This is a genomic window from Pseudomonas sp. WS 5146, from assembly GCF_012985495.1.
GTDB classification, from domain to species: Bacteria; Pseudomonadota; Gammaproteobacteria; order Pseudomonadales; family Pseudomonadaceae; genus Aquipseudomonas; species Aquipseudomonas edaphica.
The window spans coordinates 327,973-347,997 of sequence record NZ_JAAQWL010000001.1; the positions used below are offsets into that span (position 1 = coordinate 327,973).

Annotated in this window: 14 protein-coding genes; 4 read left to right on the forward strand and 10 right to left on the reverse strand. The window is 59.8% G+C overall.

Annotation, left to right across the window (positions count from 1 at the left end; translation table 11 throughout):
* Nucleotides 1–56 precede the first annotated feature (56 nt).
* The 8 genes from HBO41_RS01435 to HBO41_RS01470 form a co-directional block, all read right to left on the reverse strand.
* Nucleotides 57–602 (reverse strand): DUF2058 domain-containing protein, encoded by a 546-nt coding sequence (locus tag HBO41_RS01435; RefSeq protein ID WP_017134874.1) that lies wholly within the window; start codon nt 600–602, stop codon nt 57–59.
* Between the two features lie 25 nt (nt 603–627).
* Entirely contained in the window at nt 628–1,461 is an 834-nt protein-coding gene (gene mazG / locus HBO41_RS01440) for a nucleoside triphosphate pyrophosphohydrolase (RefSeq protein ID WP_017134873.1), read from the reverse strand.
* 161 nt (nt 1,462–1,622) lie between these two features.
* Entirely contained in the window at nt 1,623–3,866 is a 2,244-nt protein-coding gene (relA, locus tag HBO41_RS01445; RefSeq protein ID WP_017134872.1) for a GTP diphosphokinase, read from the reverse strand.
* Nucleotides 3,867–4,018: 152 nt separating this feature from the next.
* Entirely contained in the window at nt 4,019–5,371 is a 1,353-nt protein-coding gene (gene rlmD, locus HBO41_RS01450) for a 23S rRNA (uracil(1939)-C(5))-methyltransferase RlmD (RefSeq protein WP_169984849.1), read from the reverse strand.
* The gene (cysM, locus tag HBO41_RS01455) at nt 5,371–6,273 is read right to left on the reverse strand and encodes a cysteine synthase CysM (protein WP_017134870.1); all 903 of its coding nucleotides are present in this window, start codon (nt 6,271–6,273) and stop codon (nt 5,371–5,373) included. Before cysM ends, rlmD begins: the two co-directional genes overlap by 1 nt.
* A gap of 105 nt (nt 6,274–6,378) precedes the next feature.
* Nucleotides 6,379–12,336: an NEL-type E3 ubiquitin ligase domain-containing protein gene (locus HBO41_RS01460; protein ID WP_262380122.1), complete on the reverse strand. Its 5,958-nt coding sequence runs from the start codon at nt 12,334–12,336 to the stop codon at nt 6,379–6,381.
* A 98-nt stretch (nt 12,337–12,434) separates the two neighbouring features.
* Complete coding sequence (locus HBO41_RS01465) at nt 12,435–13,034, reverse strand: tRNA-uridine aminocarboxypropyltransferase (RefSeq protein ID WP_017134868.1); 600 nt, start codon at nt 13,032–13,034, stop codon at nt 12,435–12,437.
* A gap of 6 nt (nt 13,035–13,040) precedes the next feature.
* Complete coding sequence (locus HBO41_RS01470; protein WP_017134867.1) at nt 13,041–13,934, reverse strand: LysR family transcriptional regulator; 894 nt, start codon at nt 13,932–13,934, stop codon at nt 13,041–13,043.
* 229 nt (nt 13,935–14,163) lie between these two features.
* Here HBO41_RS01470 and speB point away from each other — a divergent pair, with 229 nt between their 5' ends.
* From speB to HBO41_RS01490, 4 genes are read left to right on the forward strand one after another with little or no spacing between them, the layout of a single operon-like run.
* Nucleotides 14,164–15,114, forward strand: a complete 951-nt coding sequence (speB, locus tag HBO41_RS01475; RefSeq protein ID WP_017134866.1) for an agmatinase — start codon at nt 14,164–14,166, stop codon at nt 15,112–15,114.
* Nucleotides 15,114–15,533: a nuclear transport factor 2 family protein gene (locus HBO41_RS01480; RefSeq protein WP_138448988.1), complete on the forward strand. Its 420-nt coding sequence runs from the start codon at nt 15,114–15,116 to the stop codon at nt 15,531–15,533. The genes speB and HBO41_RS01480 overlap by 1 nt, the downstream gene beginning before the upstream one ends.
* Before the next feature lie 21 nt (nt 15,534–15,554).
* A complete protein-coding gene (locus tag HBO41_RS01485) occupies nt 15,555–17,156 on the forward strand; it encodes a cytosine permease (protein WP_169984853.1) in 1,602 nt (533 codons plus the stop codon).
* Nucleotides 17,157–17,185: 29 nt separating this feature from the next.
* On the forward strand, nt 17,186–18,568 hold the full coding sequence (locus tag HBO41_RS01490; RefSeq protein WP_017134863.1) for a sodium:solute symporter: 1,383 nt from the start codon (nt 17,186–17,188) through the stop codon (nt 18,566–18,568).
* A gap of 196 nt (nt 18,569–18,764) precedes the next feature.
* On the opposite strand, the gene HBO41_RS29435 is transcribed toward HBO41_RS01490, so the two are convergent.
* The gene (locus tag HBO41_RS29435; RefSeq protein WP_017134862.1) at nt 18,765–18,887 is read right to left on the reverse strand and encodes a PA1414 family protein; all 123 of its coding nucleotides are present in this window, start codon (nt 18,885–18,887) and stop codon (nt 18,765–18,767) included.
* Between the two features lie 142 nt (nt 18,888–19,029).
* Nucleotides 19,030–19,923 (reverse strand): putrescine utilization regulator PtrR, encoded by an 894-nt coding sequence (gene ptrR / locus HBO41_RS01495; RefSeq protein ID WP_017134861.1) that lies wholly within the window; start codon nt 19,921–19,923, stop codon nt 19,030–19,032.
* Nucleotides 19,924–20,025 lie beyond the last annotated feature (102 nt).

The following is a 20,025-nucleotide window of genomic DNA, read 5'->3' on the forward strand; positions in this document are numbered from 1 at the left end:
TGCGCGTTAAAAACACAAACCCCGCCTTTTGAGCGGGGTTTGTTGTTTTTAACGCCTTACCACATCAGATCATCCGGGATCTGGTAGGCCGCGTATGGATCGTCCTCATCCGGCACCTGGCTTTCGGTGAGGATATTGAGCTGCACGATACGCTCTGGTGCGCGCTCCTGGATCTTCAGCGCCGCTTCACGCGGGATCACCTCGTAGCCGCCACCGTGGTGCACGATCGCCAGGGAGCCGTTGCTCAGTTTGTTGCGCATCAACGTGTTGACCGACAGGCGCTTGACCTTCTTGTCATCCACGAAGTTGTAGTAGTCCTCGGTAGTCAGCTTGGGCAGGCGCGAGGTTTCGATCAGTTGTTTAACCTGAGCCGTGCGGGCCTTGGCCTCGGCTTTTTCCTGCTGCTGGCGGTTCAGTTCCTGGTCGCGCTTGACCTTTTCGGCATGCGCTTCGGCGGCCAGGCGCGCCTGGGTGTCATCAGCCTCGATCTGGCCCTTGTGGACCAGGCGCTGCTGCTTCTGTTTGTCTTTGCCGACCTGCTTGGCCTGCTTTTGGTTGACCAGACCTGCTTTGAGCAACTGGTCGCGAAGGGAAAGGCTCATGGTGCTTACTCACTTAGGCAACTGCTCAACCGCAGCTGGACACATTCTTTTCCTGGCGTTTGGCTTCGCCCCACAGGGCGTCCAACTCTTCGAGGGTGCAATCTTCTATGGGTTTGTGCGTATCGCGCAATGCCTGTTCGATAAATCGGAAACGTCGTTCGAACTTGGCGTTGGCGCCACGCAGCGCGGTTTCCGGGTCGACCTTGAGGTGACGGGCCAGGTTGACCGCCGCAAACAACAGGTCACCGACCTCATCGGCGATCGCCACCGAATCGTTATCAGCCATGGCTTCGAGCACTTCATCCAGCTCTTCACGCACGTTGTCGACCACCGGCAAGGCAGCCGGCCAGTCGAAACCTACCTGGCTGGCGCGCTTTTGCAATTTGGCGGCGCGGGATAACGCGGGCAAGGCCGCAGGTACGTCATCGAGCAGGGACAATTGCTCGGGTGCGTCGGATTTTTCTGCGCGCTCCTCGGCCTTGATCTGCTCCCAGCGTTCTTTAACCTGTTCTTCGCTTAACTGGGGAATATCCAGCGGCGCGTACAAATCACCCGTCGGGAATACGTGCGGATGGCGACGAACCAGCTTGCGCGTAATGCTGTCGATTACCCCGGCAAATTCAAAGCGCCCTTCTTCCCGCGCCAGCTGGCTGTAATACACCACCTGGAACAACAGGTCGCCCAACTCGCCTTGCAGATGATCGAAGTCGCCGCGCTCGATGGCATCGGCAACCTCGTAGGCTTCTTCAAGGGTGTGCGGCACGATGGTCGCGTAGGTTTGCTTGATGTCCCACGGGCACCCGTATTGCGGGTCGCGCAGGCGATTCATCAGGTGCAGCAGGTCTTCAAGTGAATACATCGGTCAATCTCTGCCCATTGTCTGGAACCGCTGAAGATCTAATGTGGGAGCTGGCTTGCCTGCGATAGCCTCGACTCGGTCTATCAGACAGACCGAGTCGCCTGCATCGCGGGCAAGCCCGGCTCCCACAGAAAGCAGCCCACAGATATTTTCAGACCGCATCAAGGTGTGCGATTACGCCGCGTCTCGATGATGTTCGGCAACTGGGAAATCCGCCCCAGCAACCGCCCCAACGCGTCCAGCCCCGGGATCTCGATGGTCAGGGACATCAACGCGGTGTTGTCCTCTTTGTTCGAGCGGGTGTTGACCGCCAGCACGTTGATGCGCTCGTTGAGCAGCACTTGCGACACGTCACGCAGCAAACCGGAACGGTCGTAGGCACGGATGATGATGTCCACCGGATACGTGAGCACCGGCACCGGGCCCCAACTGACCTGGATGATGCGCTCGGGCTCGCGCCCTCCCAGTTGCAGCACCGAGGCGCAATCCTGGCGGTGAATGCTCACGCCACGCCCCTGGGTGATGTAGCCGACGATGGCATCGCCCGGCAATGGCTGGCAGCAGCCGGCCATTTGCGTCATCAGGTTGCCCACGCCCTGGATCTGGATATCACCGCGCTTGCCAGGCTTGTAGCCGGTGGCTTTGCGTGGGATCAGTTCCAACTGCTCGCTGCCGCGCTCCGGCTCGACCAGTTGCTGGGCCAGATTGACCAATTGCGCCAGGCGCAAGTCGCCAGCACCGAGGGCGGCGAACATGTCTTCGGCGATCTTCATGTTGGCTTTTTCGGCCAATTTGTCGAAGTCCACCTGTGGCAGGCCCAGGCGCGCCAATTCGCGTTCAAGCAAGGTCTTGCCGGCCGCGACGTTCTGGTCGCGTGCCTGCAACTTGAACCAGTGAACGATCTTCGCCCGCGCCCGCGATGTGGTGATGTAGCCCAGGTTCGGGTTCAGCCAGTCGCGGCTCGGCGTGCCGTGCTTGCTGGTGATGATCTCGACCTGTTCACCGGTTTGCAGGCTGTAGTTGAGCGGCACGATGCGCCCGTTGATCTTGGCGCCCCGGCAGTTGTGGCCGATTTCGGTGTGTACGCGATAGGCGAAGTCCAGCGGCGTGGCGCCCTTGGGCAAGTCGATGGCGTGGCCGTCGGGGGTGAAGATATAGACCCGGTCCGGCTCGATATCCACCCGCAGCTGCTCGGCCAGGCCGCCGATATCGCCCAGTTCTTCGTGCCATTCCAGCACTTGGCGCAACCAGGAGATCTTCTCTTCGTACTGGTTGGACCCGGCCTTGACGTCCGTGCCCTTGTAACGCCAGTGCGCGCAAACTCCAAGCTCGGCCTCTTCGTGCATGGCGTGGGTGCGGATCTGCACTTCCAGCACCTTGCCCTCAGGGCCGATCACGGCGGTGTGCAGCGAGCGATAGCCGTTTTCCTTGGGGTTGGCGATGTAGTCGTCGAATTCCTTGGGGATGTGCCGCCACAACGTGTGCACGATGCCCAGCGCGGTGTAGCAGTCGCGCATTTCCGGCACCAGTACGCGCACGGCGCGCACGTCGTAGATCTGGCTGAAGGCCAGGCCCTTGCGCTGCATTTTGCGCCAAATGGAATAGATGTGCTTGGCGCGGCCGCTGATGTCGGCGTCGACGCCGGTGGCTTGCAACTCGGAACGCAGCTGGCCCATCACGTCGGTGATAAAGCGCTCACGGTCGAGCCGCCGCTCGTGCAACAGCGTGGCAATTTGTTTGTATTGGTCGGGTTCGAGGTAGCGGAAGGACAAATCCTCCAGCTCCCACTTGATATGGCCGATGCCCAAGCGGTGCGCCAGCGGCGCGTAGATGTCGAACACCTCGCGGGCCACGCGGTTGCGCTTTTCGTCGTCGGCGGTCTTCACCGCACGGATCGCGCAGGTACGTTCGGCCAGCTTGATCAGCGCGACGCGCACGTCGTCGACCATGGCCACCAGCATTTTGCGCAGGTTTTCGACCTGGCCCTGGGTGCCCAGCACCATGGACTGACGCGGGCTGAGGCTGGCGCTGATGGCGGCCATGCGCAGCACGCCGTCGATCAGCTTGGCCACCACCGCGCCGAAACGCTGGCTGACCGTCGGCAACGGGATATGCCCTTCACGCACGCCACGATAAAGCACGGCGGCGATCAGCGAATCCTGGTCCAGCTTGAGATCGGCGAGGATCTCGGCGATTTCCAACCCGGTGCGAAAGCTTGAAGTGCCTTCGGCCCACAGGTTCTTGGCCGCATTGTCTTGCTGTTCAGACTCACGAGCGAACTCGCAGGCTGCTTTCAAGGCTTCACGGTCCAGTGCCGGGTCGACACTGACGGCATGATCCAGCCATGCCTCGAGATTGATACTGCCGTCGGTGTTGATCGGCTGGTGTGCTCTCACCTGTACCATCTTGCTTACCTTCCCTACGACGCACCTTGGATGCGCCAAAAATCATCGCTGACCTGCTGCGTAACCCTAGCGGTGCAACCATTAGGCTAGGTACCACTCCCTGACAGGTCACGGCCCAGGAGACGACAGGCCAGTCGGATTAAACGGGCATCCTAGCCCGCTTCAAATAACGCCATGGCCTCGACATGCGCTGTTTGCGGAAACATGTCGAGGATCCCGGCACGTTTTAGCCGGTAGCCTTGCTTGACCAACTCAACCGTGTCCCGCGCCAGCGTGGCCGGGTTGCAGGACACATACACCAAGCGCTTGGCCCCCAGGGTGGCGAGCTTGCGCACAACCTCCAGGGCACCGTCACGGGGTGGGTCCAAGAGTACCGCAGAAAAGCCCTGTTTGGCCCACTCCGCGTCGGTCAAAGGCTGAGACAGATCGGCCTGAAAAAACTGCACATTATGCAAATTGTTGCTGACGGCGTTCTGCGCCGCCCGCTCGACCATGGCTTGCACGCCCTCTACCGCCACCACTTCGCGCACCTGTTTGGCCAGTGGCAGGGCAAAGTTGCCCAGCCCGCAAAACAGGTCCAGCACCCGTTCTTCGGCCTTTGGCGCCAACCACTCCAGGGCCTGGGCGACCATCGCATCGTTGACTCCGGCGTTGACCTGGACAAAATCTCCCGGACGGTAAGCCAGTTCCAGATCCCACGCCGCCAGTCTAAAACCAAGCGCCTGACCCGTCTCTACCGGCTCCGGCTGGCCCTCGCCATGCAGCCACAATTGGGCGTCATGGAAGGTGCAAAATTCTTTCAATACCTGCAGGTCCGCTTCGGACAGCGGCGCCATGTGCCGCAGCAACACGGTAATCGACGAACCACTGAACAACTCCACATGCCCCAACGCCTGTGGTTTGCTCAGGCGGCGCAGCATGTTCGGCAAACGCTGCATGATCGGTTGCAAGGCTTGTACCAGCACCGGGCAATCATCGACAGCGACGATATCCTGGCTGGCCACGGCGCGAAAACCCACCTCAAGCTGTTTGGCCTTGGCATCCCAGCGCACCGCCACACGGGCGCGGCGACGGTAGCCGAACTCCGGCCCGCTCAACGGTGCCGCCCACTGTTGCGGTTCTACACCGGCCACACGGGTCAGTTGCTCGGCGAGCATGCGCTGTTTCAGGGCAAGTTGTTCGTCATGGGGCAGGTGCTGCACGCTGCAACCGCCACAGCGGCCGAAGTGCGCGCACGGTGCCGGGCGACGCAGCTCGCTGGCCTTGAACACACGCTCGGTACGCGCCTCGACGATTTTGCCGTGGGCGCCCAACACCCGCGCTTCGACTTCTTCGCCGGCCAGCGCGCCATTGACGAACCAGGTGCGGCCTTCAAAGAACACAATGCCGCGGCCATCGTTAGCCAGGCGCTCGATGGTCAGGCGTTGCTTCTTGCCCACCGGAATCTGCGGGGCGCGGCTGCCGCCCGTCGGCTGAAAGCGCAGGCCTCTCTCGTGCTTGGCCATCAGTTGGGTTCGTCGAAGATGCCGGTCGACAGGTAGCGGTCGCCTCGGTCACAGATGATCGCGACGATCACCGCGTTTTCAACTTCTTTGGACAGACGCAACATACCGGCCACAGCGCCACCGGAGGACACGCCACAGAAGATGCCTTCTTCACGCGCCAGACGGCGGGTGGTGTCTTCGGCTTCACGTTGGGCCATGTCGATGATGCGGTCCACGCGCGTCGCGTTGTAGATCTTGGGCAGGTACTCTTCAGGCCAACGACGGATACCGGGAATGGCCGCGCCTTCCATCGGTTGCAGGCCGACGATCTGGATCGCCGGGTTCTGCTCCTTGAGGTAGCGCGAGTTACCCATGATGGTGCCGGTGGTGCCCATGGAACTGACGAAATGGGTGATGCTGCCTTGGGTCTGGCGCCAGATTTCCGGGCCGGTGCTGGTGTAGTGTGCCTCGGGGTTATCGCCGTTGGCGAACTGGTCGAGCACCACGCCACGGCCTTCGGCGGCCATGCGCTCAGCGAGGTCACGCGCGCCTTCCATGCCTTCTTCCTGGGTGACCAGGATGAGTTGGGCGCCATAGGCGGTCATCGCCGCCTTGCGCTCGGCACTGCCGTTGTCGGGCATGATCAAGACCATCTTGTAACCCTTGATCGCCGCGGCCATGGCCAGGGCGATGCCGGTGTTACCCGAGGTGGCTTCGATCAGGGTGTCGCCCGGCTTGATCTGCCCACGCAGCTCGGCGCGGGTGATCATCGACAACGCCGGGCGGTCCTTGACGGAACCGGCCGGGTTGTTGCCTTCGAGCTTGAGCAGCAAGGTATTGCTGGTTTCACCCGCCATGCGTTGCAAGCGGACCAGGGGCGTGTTGCCGACGCAATCGGCGATTGTAGGGTACTGCAAGGTCATGGCGTATTCGCAATCCAGACTGCGGGGGCGAACATCATACCGGGAAAGGCCGGCGGGCCATATCACGCAAAGTGTGGTGCTTATTCAATACAGATATAAGCGCAGTCAGTCGCTGCCGACAAATGCCGCCCATTCCTGCGCCGTCAACTGCAGAACGAGGTCATTCTTGGCTGAGAGCATTGCCACAGCAATCTCGCCCCCCTTGATAAGGTAGGCATTTTCGCTCAAATCCCCGACTTGGACTTGCTCTAAAGCCTGCTGATACCGCTCATCGTACGGGCTTCGCGCCGCCTCAAACATTAAAGGGTATTTGAGCTCCAGAAACGTCACCCAATATTCTTTATCCTTGAGTAAATCCGGCCAATTGATTCGAGCCTCATCACGAATAATGGCCAGGCGATATTCATTCAACACCTGCGGATCAATTTCCACGACGGGTGTAGAAAAACGCATCGTGAGCGGCAGGGGTAGATTCAGATCCTGCGCCAAGGCGAGCCGACAACCCAGCAAGAACATACTGTGTTCAACGCCTGAATGGGCTGGAAAGTCTAAAGTAGCCCGCTGCTTGATGGACGCGATCCGATTAGATCCTCGGTAATAATTCAAAAAGTCTGCTGCCACGGCTTGACTGCCTGGTGCCAGCATCTGCAACGGCAACACTGCAAGCTCCAGATCATTCAGGCACAGCAGCCAGCCATCAGCCTGGGCCCGGATGTACTCCATGGGCTGCTCAAACAAAACCCGTTCAATGTGTGTGTCATGGGTGGCGCAGTCAATCAATTGCCAGACTCTGCGGCTGATGTCCTCGCGCAATGCTCGATACTTGGCAGCTAAAAATGGCGGATAGGCGGCAAAAACCCCTAGCAGCACGCGAAAGTTCTGGGAATTACGATTCGCATCGATCAAAGACCAAAGCGCTCGACGTTGCGCTGTCTCGCCGGCGGGAATCGATATCAACCAGGGGTCAACGGAAGACAACACCGTGAGTGAAGCGTCCGACACGCCGAAATGAACATTCTGGTAACCCGGTCTTTGTTGGTATTGGCGGATCACCTCCAATGTGCTCGCAACCAACTCGTTGCCCTGCAAATCCATTGCACGATGGACATTGAGGTTCAGGCCCAGATCCATTTCGGTCAGTACATGAAGCTGATTGTCGCGCAGATCGAAGGTACTCAGACGTCGCAGAGTCACCGCGCCCCGGGGCAACTGATGGATGTGTGTATTCTTGAGGTTGAGGACTTCCAACGCCTTCAGACGATACAGGTTCAGCCGGCTGCCTTGCCCCAGAGGGTTATAGGACAGGTCCAGCCAGGTCAGGCGTGTCAACTCTTTCAGACCCAGAACATCCTGCAAATTGGGCCGAATACGATTGTTCGACAAATTCAGTTGCTGCAAATACCGCAGCTCTGACAACCCTTGAGGCAGATGATCCAACAGGTTGCCATCAACAGAGAGACTGCGCAGAAACCCAAAGCACCGGAGGAACTCTGTCGGCAGTGTTTGCAACTGATTGTTCCTCAAGCTCAGCAGATCGACGTGGGAAAAGCTCGCAGTCGTCACAGGCAGGTCATTCAGGGCAAGGTCGTCGAGGTAAAGCTCATAGGGCATACCACGTACGGACTCCTGTCGGCTCCAGCAACGTCGAATACGTTCAGAGGCTTGAAGGTGTGCGCTCAAGTTCACACTATCGCCCAGCAAGCACCATCGCTCCAGGCTGGCATTCAAGGCCTCCTGTTCAGAAAAAAGTTGATTGATGGCGGACTGTCGCTCCGCGAAGGATTCCCCCAGGTTGAGGACTCTCTCACTCGCCTCTGCATCGGTCTTGGTCGGAAACAACTTGCGCCACTGCGCCACCTGCGCAGCCGCTACGCCACCTGAACCGCCATCGCCGCTCAGCGGATAACCAATACGCCCATCACTGAGCCGTTGCGGCGGGTTAAACCAGGGGCGTGGCTCCATACCGAGCAGCTTTTCAATATTAAACCGGGAGTCGCCGAGCGCTGGCTGGGTTTCCAGTCGCCGCGCAATTTCCTGTGTCAGTTCTTCAACACCCGTCACATGGGTGTAGCCCAAGGCCTGGCGCTCCGCCGTCGGCAGTGCATTTAACAAAACCACCAGAAACTCACCGTAGCCGCCTATCGGTTGGCGCCCGCCGTTGATTTGCACCGTGTACGCCTGGTACTGACCGTCCTGCACCTCCAGCACACGCTTATGCGGCGAGTCAGTGGCGCCGATGCTGTCAATCAGACGCCCTCTTTCCCACACCTCGACCCGCAGGTTCTTTGGCCATCCATTGATGTCCGACAGTGTCCGCAGGATTAATTTCGCGCTGTCTTCATCACCGGTGATAGGCATATGTACCCCCTCCAAGGCGCGCGCCTTGCGCAGAGAATGCAACCACCAACGCACGAGTGGCGTAAGCGTCAACGGCACGCGACCGGCCTCCAGACTACTTCGCTCAGCAGGCGTGGACTGACTCACCAAGTCTTGGGCAATGACCGCAGTCAAACCGGGAAAATCGCGCTGCAGCACTTGCGCCAGAGGGTCGGACGACTGCGCGCTTTTATGACACAACGCCTTGAAAAAAAGCCGCTCCATCCTGGGTTTATTGGTCATAACCTTGGCCTCCAGCACGGACACCTGGTCCGCCCTGCTGACTCCGGCGCGCCCGACCAGTGCATCGGCATTGGCCGGCCCAATCTCTCCCAGCAGCTCATCAAGGAAATCGCGCCCCAACGCGGTGCCCTCAAGCGTCTCCATACCTTCCAGGTGCGTCTTGAGCCGCTGATGAATCGTGAAGCGCTCGACGGTCTCTCTCAAGATAGCGGGAGGCCGTTCATTACGTGCGTGCATCCGGCGCAGGATGTCCGGCGTCACTCCACTTATCTGCTGGATCTGCACAATGGCATCCGGCGTCAACGCACGAAACGATGGCCCCAGGCGATAAAACGGCTTCTGCCCGTCCCAGGTCAGCGGGTTCTCCCATTCGTGGCGCCAGGCGCCCGCGCCATTGTGGGTCAGCACGGGTGCATAGGCCTGCTCCAGCAATGGGTGTTGAATACGCCAGGGGACCAGCCCTTGCCCCTGGATGACTTTGAAATAATTTCCCTCGATAAACACGAAGCGATCGTTGCCCGGGCTGTAAAGGCCGAGCGCGTCAGGCTCGGGCACCATATTTGACGTCTCGACAACGCTGGCGTATTGCCCGATCTCACGGCGTGCCGGATAAAACCTGCCATCGGCCGTACGGTTATTGAGCAAGGCCTGGGCGACTGTGTGCCGGAACTGAGAGGCAGCGCCCTGCTCGTCCCACCCCAACCGTAACAGGTCGGTTTCAGAGATTTGGCTCACGACCGTTTGATATAAATCATCGGTTTCGGTCGACCTTGGTTTGGGGGATTGAATGTCAAACAACGAGAACTGTCCGCGCCCGTGATCGATCACGACGATGGTTTTGTCCAGCGGTCCCCGTGAAACATAAGGTATCGCTTGCGCTTCAGGGCTGATGACGAGTACCTGGCCGGTCAGGTCGCGCAGTGCTTGGACGGCAAACTCCGTAGCCCAGTTCTGAATTTTCTGACTGAAGCGCCGAGGATGGAGTACGCCGTCAACCATGGTTTCTGCGCGTGCCACCTGACGGGCAGAGCGCAGCGCGGTGTAAAGCGCTTCGGGTTGCAGTTGCGATTGCAGGAGTTGTGCCTGCTGATGTTCCGACAACGGATTTCGGCGCAGCACTTCCAGCAACCGTGCCCGGCTCAATCCGGGGTGCAAGGTATGTAACTGCTCAATCACGGGGTGCGGCGGGGTAGCGCTGGCAACGCTGTCAGGCAGTAATCGAAGCACTGATGCTGGTGCGCCCGTGGCCGCGGATCGACTGGTATCGGCATACACCGTGAGTGCCTCAAACAGATCAATGCGCAACGCGTCGGCTTTATCGGCAAGTTGCTCGACCAACGTCGACCTGCGCGATAAAAAAACGTCGGGTAGCAAATCGACAATAGCCTGGGGCAAATGAGCGCTGATCCGGCGTGGCGTTGAATAAGCGAACAGTCCGCTTTCCAACACGGTGACCGTGACCACTGCCGTGGTCTTGTGATCCGCACGTTTGCTATAGCGCCGTACTTCCACGCCTTGCGGGTTTTGAATGCTCAAGGATGTGCTTTTCGGCCAATCCTTATGCTGGGTGAGTAGCGGAGCGAGAATCTCAACGGCACCGACCGCCTCGGGAAGGTTAGCGTCGGCCCCCTTGGCAGCCCAGTCGATCAGCTTGTCGACGTTAAACCGATTCACCGCCTCAACCAGCGATGCCGAGGGCGGTGCTCCATCCCATACCTGGTCCAGGTCGGCTCGCGAGCTATTACTGAGGCTGACGATCCGCTCTAACGTTTGTGTGGGTACGTCGGTGGCGCCCATCATTTTTTCAACCAGTTGGCCGCCTGTCTGACTCTTGCGCTCAGTGGTCGTCATCAGTCTGCTTTGCTGGGCCAGCCGGCTATACAACGCTTGATGCCGGCGCCTGACCGTCGGGGCCAAACGTCGGTGCAAAAACCTGCTGCTGAGCAAGTCAGCGATATCTATCGCCAATTGCACCAAGTTTGCGCGGCTATCCTCTTGCAGCGCCTGTAAAAATGTCAGCCCTATTGAAGTGAACAGGGCGAACGCTCTCAACCGCCCCAGGCCTTTCAAAGGCCCTGGCACCGGGATCAACAGCAGGTTGATGATTTCACCGAACAGCGTCTGGGAAAACTCAAGCAAGGTGGCCATGGCGCCCGGCGTTTCATGCGCCAATACCTTGAGGTTGGCTCGGCAACGCTCGATGTAAAAACGATAGAGGCTGACTGTCGGCGCGTTGTAAACGCTATCGCGCTTGTAGCCGATGTGGTTGACCTGGGTAAGCCTGCTTGCACGCCCGCACAACCGGTATAAGAACTGCGCAAATGCATTGAGCTCCTCCGGCCTGCTTTCTTTCGCCGGCCTGGCGTTCAAGCGCGCGTAGTCTGACAGCGACATGGACTGATACAACCACCCCATTTCCTTTCGCGCATGAAACGCCTTGAAGCCGACATAAAATTCGTTGGCAGCCTCCGAAAACTTGTCGTAGTGCTTGAGGGCACCGCCAGGCCGGTCGGGGAAATAGCTGAACGCGCCTTTGCATCCTTTGACCGAGAAAATCACATAAGGAATGCTCAGGTAGTCACCTCTTGGCAGGTCCGTGTATACGCCAAGCAGGCCATAGCGTTCGGTCCCATTGATATTGTTCGGGCCATAGGGAATGAACAGTTTCACTTCTTGAGTGACATCCCAAGGCGACTCGCCTGACAACGCACCCACCACAGCGTGGTATTTTTCCCGGTCAACCCGGCTTCGGTCGGTGGTCCTCAAGGCCTCTATCAACGCGAATTCAAGTTCTGCAGTTGCCAGCGCCAACACCTGCGCCCCCAATAGCGTAGAGCTCTGCAGCGCGCTGTCCAGGCGCGTGCGCAATTGGGTGCCAAGATTGAGTTCGCGCACCAGCTCGATGAAATCCGCCGCGCTGATTCCGACATTCGAATCCAGATAGCTGGCCTCCTTCAGGCTGACATGCCCCGGAAAGCCCCACCCCGACAAACCGCTGTAGTTCATGCAGGCGGCCTCCCACAGGGTGACGCTGGACAGGCCCTCGCTGTCCACGCGGTCATCTATCGCGCGTGGAACTCGCAGGGTTGGGTTGTTTGGCGTCGATGTATCAGCCGGTTTCACATAGCGGGTATGGATACGCGCAACCTTGGGATCAACCTCTTTGCCGGCCAGTGCTTTCAGCCTTGCAGTCAGGCTCGCCAACAAGGTGGTTTCAAGGTCCGCGCCGAGTTGCTTGATAGCCGCTTCGAATGTGGTTTGTGCGCTGACGTAGGCCTTTTGCAAACGTATGTAGTCTTGCTGCTCTTGCTCATCAAGGCCGCCGAAAAAGCGCTCAAGTGTCTTGCGCAAAGGTAACAAGACGCGTGTTATGGACCACTCTGCGCCAGTCATCAACGGCCCTTGGGCTTGTTGTTCCTGGATATACGCAGACAACGTATCCATGGGTCGAAGTGGGAGTGTCTCTTCAGGCTCTGTCATTTTTCCCTCAAAGGGTGTGATAAATGACGAGCCTAATCAGCGGCGCTTACGCCAGGCGGTAGCTATGTAGCCTCTACGTGATTACGCTGGTAGACCGCCTCGCCCATGGCGGCAATCTGGCCTTCGATCAACGCATCGAAAGGCTTGAGCAACGCGTCAAATGAAGCCGGGGCTTCGAGTACCTGCAACGCTTGCACGATTGCTTCCACCGTCGACAAAGCGCCCGGGCCGGGTGCCTTGCGTAACCGATAACGCGACACGCGCTCGCCCGCCAGGGCCACGCGCGGCAAAGCCGCCAACAGCGGGTTGAGGTGCAGCAGCTTGCGCGCCTTGCGCCAAGTGCCATCGGGCACCACCAGCAACAGCGGTTGATCGCTCGGCGTATAGGTTTGCAACGGCTCAGCATCGTCCGCCGGGAACAGCAGGCGTGCCTGATAACCCGGCGGGCTCAACAGCATGGCCAGGTCATCAAACACCTCGCCCACCACCAACTGCGCATTGTTCAAGCCCAGTGCCGCCAAGCGCGCAGTATTGAGCGCGTGATTGACCTCACTCGGGTGCTGCAACAGCAAGATGCGGGTGCGGCTGTCGAGGCTGGGGATCAGCGCGCACAGACAGTGAGTAACGGGCCTGAGGCAGCGAGGGCATTGGGGTCTGGACATGGTTTATCAGGCCTGGTTGAGCTGCGCTTTGAGCAGATCGCGGAAAGTCTGGATCAGCGGTTCGCGACTGCGGCCACGGCGCATGATCATGGAAAACGGCGCCTGGTAGCCGAAGGTTGCCGGCAACAAAACGCGCAAGTCACCCTTGTCGGCCCAGGCCTGGGCGTAGTGCTCGGGCAGGTAGCCGATATAGGCGCCGGACAGCACCAGGATCAACTGGGCTTCCATACTTTCCACGGTGGCCGCGCTGTGTTTGAAACCATGCCGCGCCAGTTCGGCCTGGCTCCAATAGCCACGGCCGACCATGCGTTGCTGGGTGATCACTTGTTCGGGGATACGCCGCTCGTTGAACAGCGGGTGGCGCGTGCTGCAATACAGCCAGTGCTGTTCGCGATACAGCGGCATGTAGATCAGCCCGCTCATGCGGTTGGAGAACGCGCCGATGGCCAGGTCCAGGCGATTGTCCTGCACGCCCAGTTGCAGCTCGTAAGGGCTCATCACCGACAGATGCAGATGCACGGCCGGGTGTTCGAGGCTGTAGGCGCCGATCACTTCGGCGAACGGCAAGGCCTTGTCGCTGACGGTGGAGTCCAGCACGCCCAGCTTGAGGGTGCCGCGCAGCTCGCCTTTGAGGGCGGCGGCGTATTGCTCGAAGCCTTCGAGTTCACCTAAGAGACGCAAGGTTTCCTGATGGAACAGCTCGCCTTTGCTGGTCAGGCTGAATCCACCCCGGCCGCGATGGCACAGCACCAGGCCCAAGGCCGATTCGAGTTGGCTCATGTAGGTGCTGATGGCCGACGTCGACAGGTTGAGTTCGTGCTGGGCATTGGCAAAACCCTGGTGGCGCACGACGCTGACGAAGATGCGCAGGAGTTTCAGGTCGGGCAAGGCGTTGGCCATTTGTTCTCCGCGGAACACAAAAATCCTGTGGGGGCTGGCTTGCCTGCGATAGCAACAGTGAAATCAACGCCGCCATCGCAGGCAAGCCAGCGCCCACATTTGGACCCAGTTTACCCCAAGCATTAGTTTAGAAAAATCTGAACTAAGTATTTGCCTCTGCCGATTCTTCCCGCCACGGGCTTTTCGCAGAATCGGCCCCTAATAAACAAAACAACGATGAGGCACTCCCGTGGACAAGATTTTCCACCAACCACTGGGCGGCAACGAAATGCCGCGCTTCGCCGGCATCGCCACCATGATGCGACTTCCCCACCTGCAAACGGCCAAAGGCCTGGATGCTGCCTTTATCGGCGTGCCTCTGGATATCGGCACGTCGCTGCGCGCCGGCACCCGCTTCGGGCCGCGTGAAATCCGCGCTGAATCAGTGATGATCCGCCCTTACAACATGGCCACCGGCGCCGCACCGTTCGACTCGCTGTCGGTTGCCGACATTGGCGATGTGGCGATCAACACCTTCAACCTGCTCGACGCCGTGCGCATCATCGAAGAAGCCTACGACGAGATCCTTGAGCACGACGTGATCCCGATGACATTGGGCGGTGACCACACCATCACCCTGCCGATCCTGCGCGCTATCCACAAAAAGCACGGCAAGGTCGGGCTGGTGCACATCGATGCCCACGCTGACGTCAACGACCATATGTTCGGTGAGAAAATCGCCCACGGCACCACCTTCCGCCGCGCCGTGGAAGAAGGCCTGCTCGATTGCGACCGCGTCGTACAAATCGGCCTGCGCGCCCAGGGCTACACGGCCGAAGACTTCAACTGGAGCCGCAAACAGGGCTTCCGTGTGGTCCAGGCCGAAGAATGCTGGCACCACTCCCTCGCGCCGCTGATGGCCGAAGTGCGCGAAAAAGTCGGCGGCGGCCCGGTGTACCTGAGCTTTGATATCGACGGCATCGACCCCGCCTGGGCGCCCGGCACCGGCACACCGGAAATCGGCGGGCTGACCACTATTCAGGCGATCGAGATCATCCGTGGTTGCCAGGGCCTCGACCTGGTTGGTTGTGATCTGGTAGAAGTTTCGCCGCCTTACGACACCACCGGCAACACCTCGCTGCTCGGCGCCAACCTGCTGTACGAGATGCTCTGCGTACTGCCCGGCGTGGCGCACCGCTGATGAGCGCCCATGAGGTGCTGAAAGCCGCCGCCGACCTGGTGGCGGCCTTCGCCGCTAATGACCGCGAGGCTTACTTTGGCGCGTTCACGGCCGATGCCAGCTTCGTGTTTTACACCCTGCCCCAGCCTCTGCTCAGTCGCGATGCCTACCAGGCGTTGTGGGACAGCTGGCGCGCGGACGAGGGGTTTGAAGTGCTGTCCTGCAGCTCAAGCAATGCCGCTGTCAGCCTGCAGGGTGACGCGGCGATTTTTATTCATGACGTGGCCACCGAGCTGCGCATGAACGGGGAGCAATTTTTTAGCCAGGAGCGCGAGACCATTGTCTTCAAACGGCAAGCGTCTCACCTAAAACAACAAGGCCTGTGGCTGGCCTGTCACGAACATTTGTCCGCTATGCCGGAAGGGCTGCCGCCCCCTTAGCCAATGTGATCGGAGCTGATCATGAATAATAAAAACAACGAAAACAGTATTCGCAGAATAGAAACCAACGGGGTCGAACAGATCCCGGACCACGAACGTACCGCCAGACCCAAGGATCTGTTTCGCCTGATCTTCGGCGGTGCCAACACCTTTGCCACCGCCGTGCTGGGCTCGTTTCCGGTGCTGTTCGGTTTGTCGTTCCAGGCTGGGGTCTGGGCAATTGTGCTGGGCGTGTTGGTGGGCGCGCTGATCCTGGCGCCCATGGGCCTGTTCGGGCCGATCAATGGCACCAACAACGCCGTGTCTTCCGGTGCGCACTTTGGTGTGCATGGGCGGATTGTCGGCTCGTTTCTGTCGCTGCTGACGGCGATTGCCTTCTTCTCACTGTCGGTGTGGAGTTCGGGTGATGCGCTGGTCGGTGGTGCGAAACGCCTGATTGGCCTGCCGGAAACCGACCTGACGCTGGGCTTGGCCTACGGCCTGTTTGCCTTGCTGGTGCTGACCGTGTGCATCTACGGCTTTCGCTTCATGCTGTGGGTCAACCGCATTGCGGTGTGGGCGGCGAGCCTGCTGTTTCTGCTGGGCATCTTCGCGTTCGCACCAGCGTTCGACAGCCACTTCGCCGGCAGCGTCGCCATGGGCCAGGCTGGTTTCTGGGCTGCCTTCATCGGCTCGGCGCTGGTGGCCATGAGCAACCCGATTTCCTTCGGCGCGTTCCTGGGTGACTGGTCGCGCTACATCCCGCGTGAGACGCCGAAAATGCGCATCATGCTGGCGGTCGTGCTGGCGCAGATCGCCACCTTGATTCCGTTCCTGTTCGGCCTCGCCACCGCGACCATCGTGGCGATCAAGGCGCCGGACTATATCGCGGCCAACAACTATGTCGGCGGTTTGCTGGCCGTATCACCGAGCTGGTTCTTCCTGCCGGTGTGCCTGATCGCGGTGATCGGCGGCATGTCCACCGGCACCACCTCGCTGTATGGCACCGGGCTGGACATGTCCAGCGTGTTCCCGCGCTTGCTGTCGCGGGTCAAGGCCACGTTGCTGATCGGGGTGATGTCGATTGCCTTCATCTTTATCGGACGTTTCGCCGCCAACCTGGTGCAGAGCGTGTCGACCTTCGCCGTGCTGATCATCACCTGCACCACGCCGTGGATGGTGATGATGATCATCGGCCTGATCGTGCGCCGCGGTTTCTACTGCCCGGATGACTTGCAGGTGTTCACTCGCGGTGAGACCGGCGGGCGCTACTGGTTCAGCCACGGCTGGAACTGGCGCGGCCTGGGCGCCTGGGTCCCGAGCGCACTGGTGGGCCTGTGCTTCGTCAACCTGCCGGGGCAGTTTGTCGGGCCGCTGGGCAACCTGGCCGATGGCATCGATATCAGCCTGCCGGTGACGCTGGGGCTGGCGTCGGTGGTGTACCTGACCTTGCTTCGTGCGTTCCCGGAGCCGGCCGAAGTCTATGGCCCGGCCGTTGTGGCGAGGGAGCTTGCTCCCGATGGGGTGCGGAGCGGCCCTAAAAAAGCCGGCTCCAGCTTCGCTGTCGAACGGGAGCAAGCTCCCTCGCCACAGCAAGCTCCCTCGCCACAGCAAGTGCCCTTCCTGCAGAAAACCTCTCAATAGCCTAAAAAAATAAACGGAGAACCGCCGTCATGGCTTTGGATTTATTCGTCGTACTCATCTACGCCGCCGGCATGCTCGTGCTCGGCTATTACGGCATGCGCCGTGCCAAGACCCACGAAGACTACTTGGTGGCCGGTCGTAACCTGGGCCCGTCGCTGTACATGGGCACCATGGCCGCCACCGTATTGGGCGGTGCATCCACCGTCGGCACCGTGCGCCTGGGTTATGTGCATGGCATTTCCGGCTTCTGGCTGTGCGCCGCACTGGGCGCAGGGATCATTGCGCTGAACCTGTTCCTGGCCAAGCCGCTGCTCAAGTTGAAGATCTTCACCGTCACCCAGGTGCTGGAAAAACGTTACAACCCGATGGCCCGCCAAGCGAGTGCGGTGATCATGCTGGCCTACGCGCTGATGATCGGCGTGACCTCGATCCTGGCCATCGGCACCGTGCTGCAAGTGCTGTTCGGCCTGCCGTTCTGGGTGTCGGTGCTGCTCGGCGGTGGCGTGGTGGTGGTGTATTCGACCATCGGCGGCATGTGGTCGCTGACCCTTACCGATATCGTGCAGTTCGTGATCAAGACCGTCGGCCTGATGTTTATTCTGCTGCCGATCTGCCTGTACCGCGTCGGCGGCTGGGATCAACTGGTGGCCAAGCTGCCGGCGTCGAATTTCAGCTTCACCGAAATCGGCTGGGACACGATCATCACCTACTTCATGATCTACTTCTTCGGCATCCTGATCGGCCAGGACATCTGGCAACGCGTGTTCACCGCCCGCGACGAAAAAGTCGCCCAGTACGCAGGCACGTTCGCCGGTTTCTACTGCATCCTCTACGGCCTGGCCTGTGCCCTGATTGGCATGGCCGCGCATGTGCTGCTGCCGAACCTGGACAACGTCAACAACGCCTTCGCCGCCATCGTCAAAGCCTCGCTGCCAGACGGCATCCGTGGCCTGGTGATCGCCGCCGCACTGGCCGCGATGATGTCCACCGCCAGCGCCGGCCTGCTCGCCGCTTCCACCGTACTGACCGAAGACCTGCTGCCACGCCTGCGTGGCGGCAAGCAGTCGAGCCTGAGCATCAACCGTCTGTTTACGATGCTGACCGGTATCGCCGTGCTGGGTATCGCGCTGGTGGTCAACGACGTGATCAGCGCCCTGACCCTGGCCTACAACTTGCTGGTGGGCGGCATGCTGATCCCGCTGATGGGCGCAATTTTCTGGAAGCGCGCCACCACCTCCGGCGCCATTGCATCCATGACATTGGGCTTTGTGACGGCGCTGGTGTTTATGTTCAAAGACGGCTTGGACGCGAATACGCCGATCTACTACAGCCTGGCGGTTGGGCTGGTGAGTTTTGTATTGGTGAGCTTGTTGTCACGTCGGCCAGAGGCTTCGGTGGCCAGGGCCATTTGACAGGTAACAGGATTTAAAGCGGTTTCTTCAGCGGGCGCGACGTCGGATGTCGCGCCCGTTTTTTTGCCTTGCACAAAACGACTGTGGGAGCGGGCTTGCCCGCGATAACTGTGTGTCAGTCAACTTTAAATCGACTGATACACCGCTATCGCGGGCAAGCCCGCTCCCACATTCTAAAACCTGTTGCTAACTGAGCTTAGCGGCGACGCGGACGACGCTGCTCGTCATCCGTGCGAATCGGTATCGGCTGCAGTGGCGGTTCAATCAGGCCCAGCGCAACGCCGAGGTCGTGGAGCCAGTTTTGAATTTTCTCTTTCATGGTTGCCCCCTTTGAGGGTAATGCGGCTAGGCGGGAGTTCTGTCGCCTTTTCCTACAGTGATAGTAGCTCTAAGTCTTACGTAATGCTTGAACGAAACCACAACGAACTATTACAGGATTGATCTGAATCCTGACAGATCGTTCAAGCAATCGCGCGCGCGTCTTGCAGGAAATCGGCCTTGCCCTCTTGTTGCAGATCGATCCATGCATTGAGGTTAGCGCCGAGCATGCCCTTGCGCCACATTAACCAGGTAGTAGCAGTGGCAAAAGGCCCGGTCAACGGATGAACGGACACGCTGTCCTTGCCTGGCAGGCTGTCGAGCATCGATTCTGACATCAATGCCACGCCGGAACCGGCGATCACGCAGGCGAGCATGCCTTGGTAAGACTCGATCTCGATGGCACGCCCCATGGCCACACGCTCGTGGGAAAACCAGGTTTCCAGGCGCGCACGGTAGGCGCAACTGCGTCGGAAGGTGAACACCGAGCGGCCGGCGACGTCCTGGGGGCCACGCACGGGCGGGTGATCCGCCTCGCAAATGATCACCAGGCGCTCTTCGCACAGCGGCACGCCGTCCAGCGTCGCGATCGTTATCGGGCCATCCACAAAGGCCGCGTCCAGACGCCCGGTGATCAAGCCCTCTAGCAACTCGCCGCTGGGCGCCGATTGCACCTGGAGGTTCACCATCGGATACGCCTTGTGATAGCGCGCCAACAGTTTGGGCAAATGCACTGCGGCCGTGCTGTACATGCTGCCCAATACAAAATCGCCCGCCGGCTGCCCTCCTTGCACCGCGCCGTGGGCTTCATCATGCAGCGCCAGCAGTCGAGTGCTGTAGTCCAGCAACACTTTGCCTGCGGGAGAAAGCTGCAAGCGCTGGCGTTCGCGCACGAACAACTCGACGCCCAGTTGCTCCTCCATTTGCTTGAGCCGTGTCGACAGATTCGAGGGCACGCGATGCAGGCGCTCAGCCGCGCGGGTGATGGAGCCCTCTTCCGCCACGGCCTGGAAGATGCGCAATTGACTGAACTCCATACCTTTCTCCAAAACTGAACAAGTTACTCACTATTATTCATTTTTACAGAAAGTCAATCCGCTTTAGCCTACAGGTCATTCGCTTCCCCGTAGGAAACCTGC

Excerpts from the sequence above, each read along its gene's own strand:
- HBO41_RS01485 (WP_169984853.1), top strand. The coding sequence starts at position 15,555 with ATGAATAATAAAAACAACGAAAACAGTATTCGCAGAATAGAAACCAAC.
- relA (WP_017134872.1), bottom strand. The coding sequence starts at position 3,866 with ATGGTACAGGTGAGAGCACACCAGCCGATCAACACCGACGGCAGTATC.
- HBO41_RS29435 (WP_017134862.1), bottom strand. The coding sequence starts at position 18,887 with ATGAAAGAGAAAATTCAAAACTGGCTCCACGACCTCGGCGTTGCGCTG.
- mazG (WP_017134873.1), bottom strand. The coding sequence starts at position 1,461 with ATGTATTCACTTGAAGACCTGCTGCACCTGATGAATCGCCTGCGCGAC.
- HBO41_RS01490 (WP_017134863.1), top strand. The coding sequence starts at position 17,186 with ATGGCTTTGGATTTATTCGTCGTACTCATCTACGCCGCCGGCATGCTC.
- HBO41_RS01435 (WP_017134874.1), bottom strand. The coding sequence starts at position 602 with ATGAGCCTTTCCCTTCGCGACCAGTTGCTCAAAGCAGGTCTGGTCAAC.
- HBO41_RS01460 (WP_262380122.1), bottom strand. The coding sequence starts at position 12,336 with ATGGATACGTTGTCTGCGTATATCCAGGAACAACAAGCCCAAGGGCCG.
- cysM (WP_017134870.1), bottom strand. The coding sequence starts at position 6,273 with ATGACCTTGCAGTACCCTACAATCGCCGATTGCGTCGGCAACACGCCC.
- HBO41_RS01465 (WP_017134868.1), bottom strand. The coding sequence starts at position 13,034 with ATGTCCAGACCCCAATGCCCTCGCTGCCTCAGGCCCGTTACTCACTGT.
- ptrR (WP_017134861.1), bottom strand. The coding sequence starts at position 19,923 with ATGGAGTTCAGTCAATTGCGCATCTTCCAGGCCGTGGCGGAAGAGGGC.
- rlmD (WP_169984849.1), bottom strand. The coding sequence starts at position 5,371 with ATGGCCAAGCACGAGAGAGGCCTGCGCTTTCAGCCGACGGGCGGCAGC.
- HBO41_RS01470 (WP_017134867.1), bottom strand. The coding sequence starts at position 13,934 with ATGGCCAACGCCTTGCCCGACCTGAAACTCCTGCGCATCTTCGTCAGC.
- HBO41_RS01480 (WP_138448988.1), top strand. The coding sequence starts at position 15,114 with ATGAGCGCCCATGAGGTGCTGAAAGCCGCCGCCGACCTGGTGGCGGCC.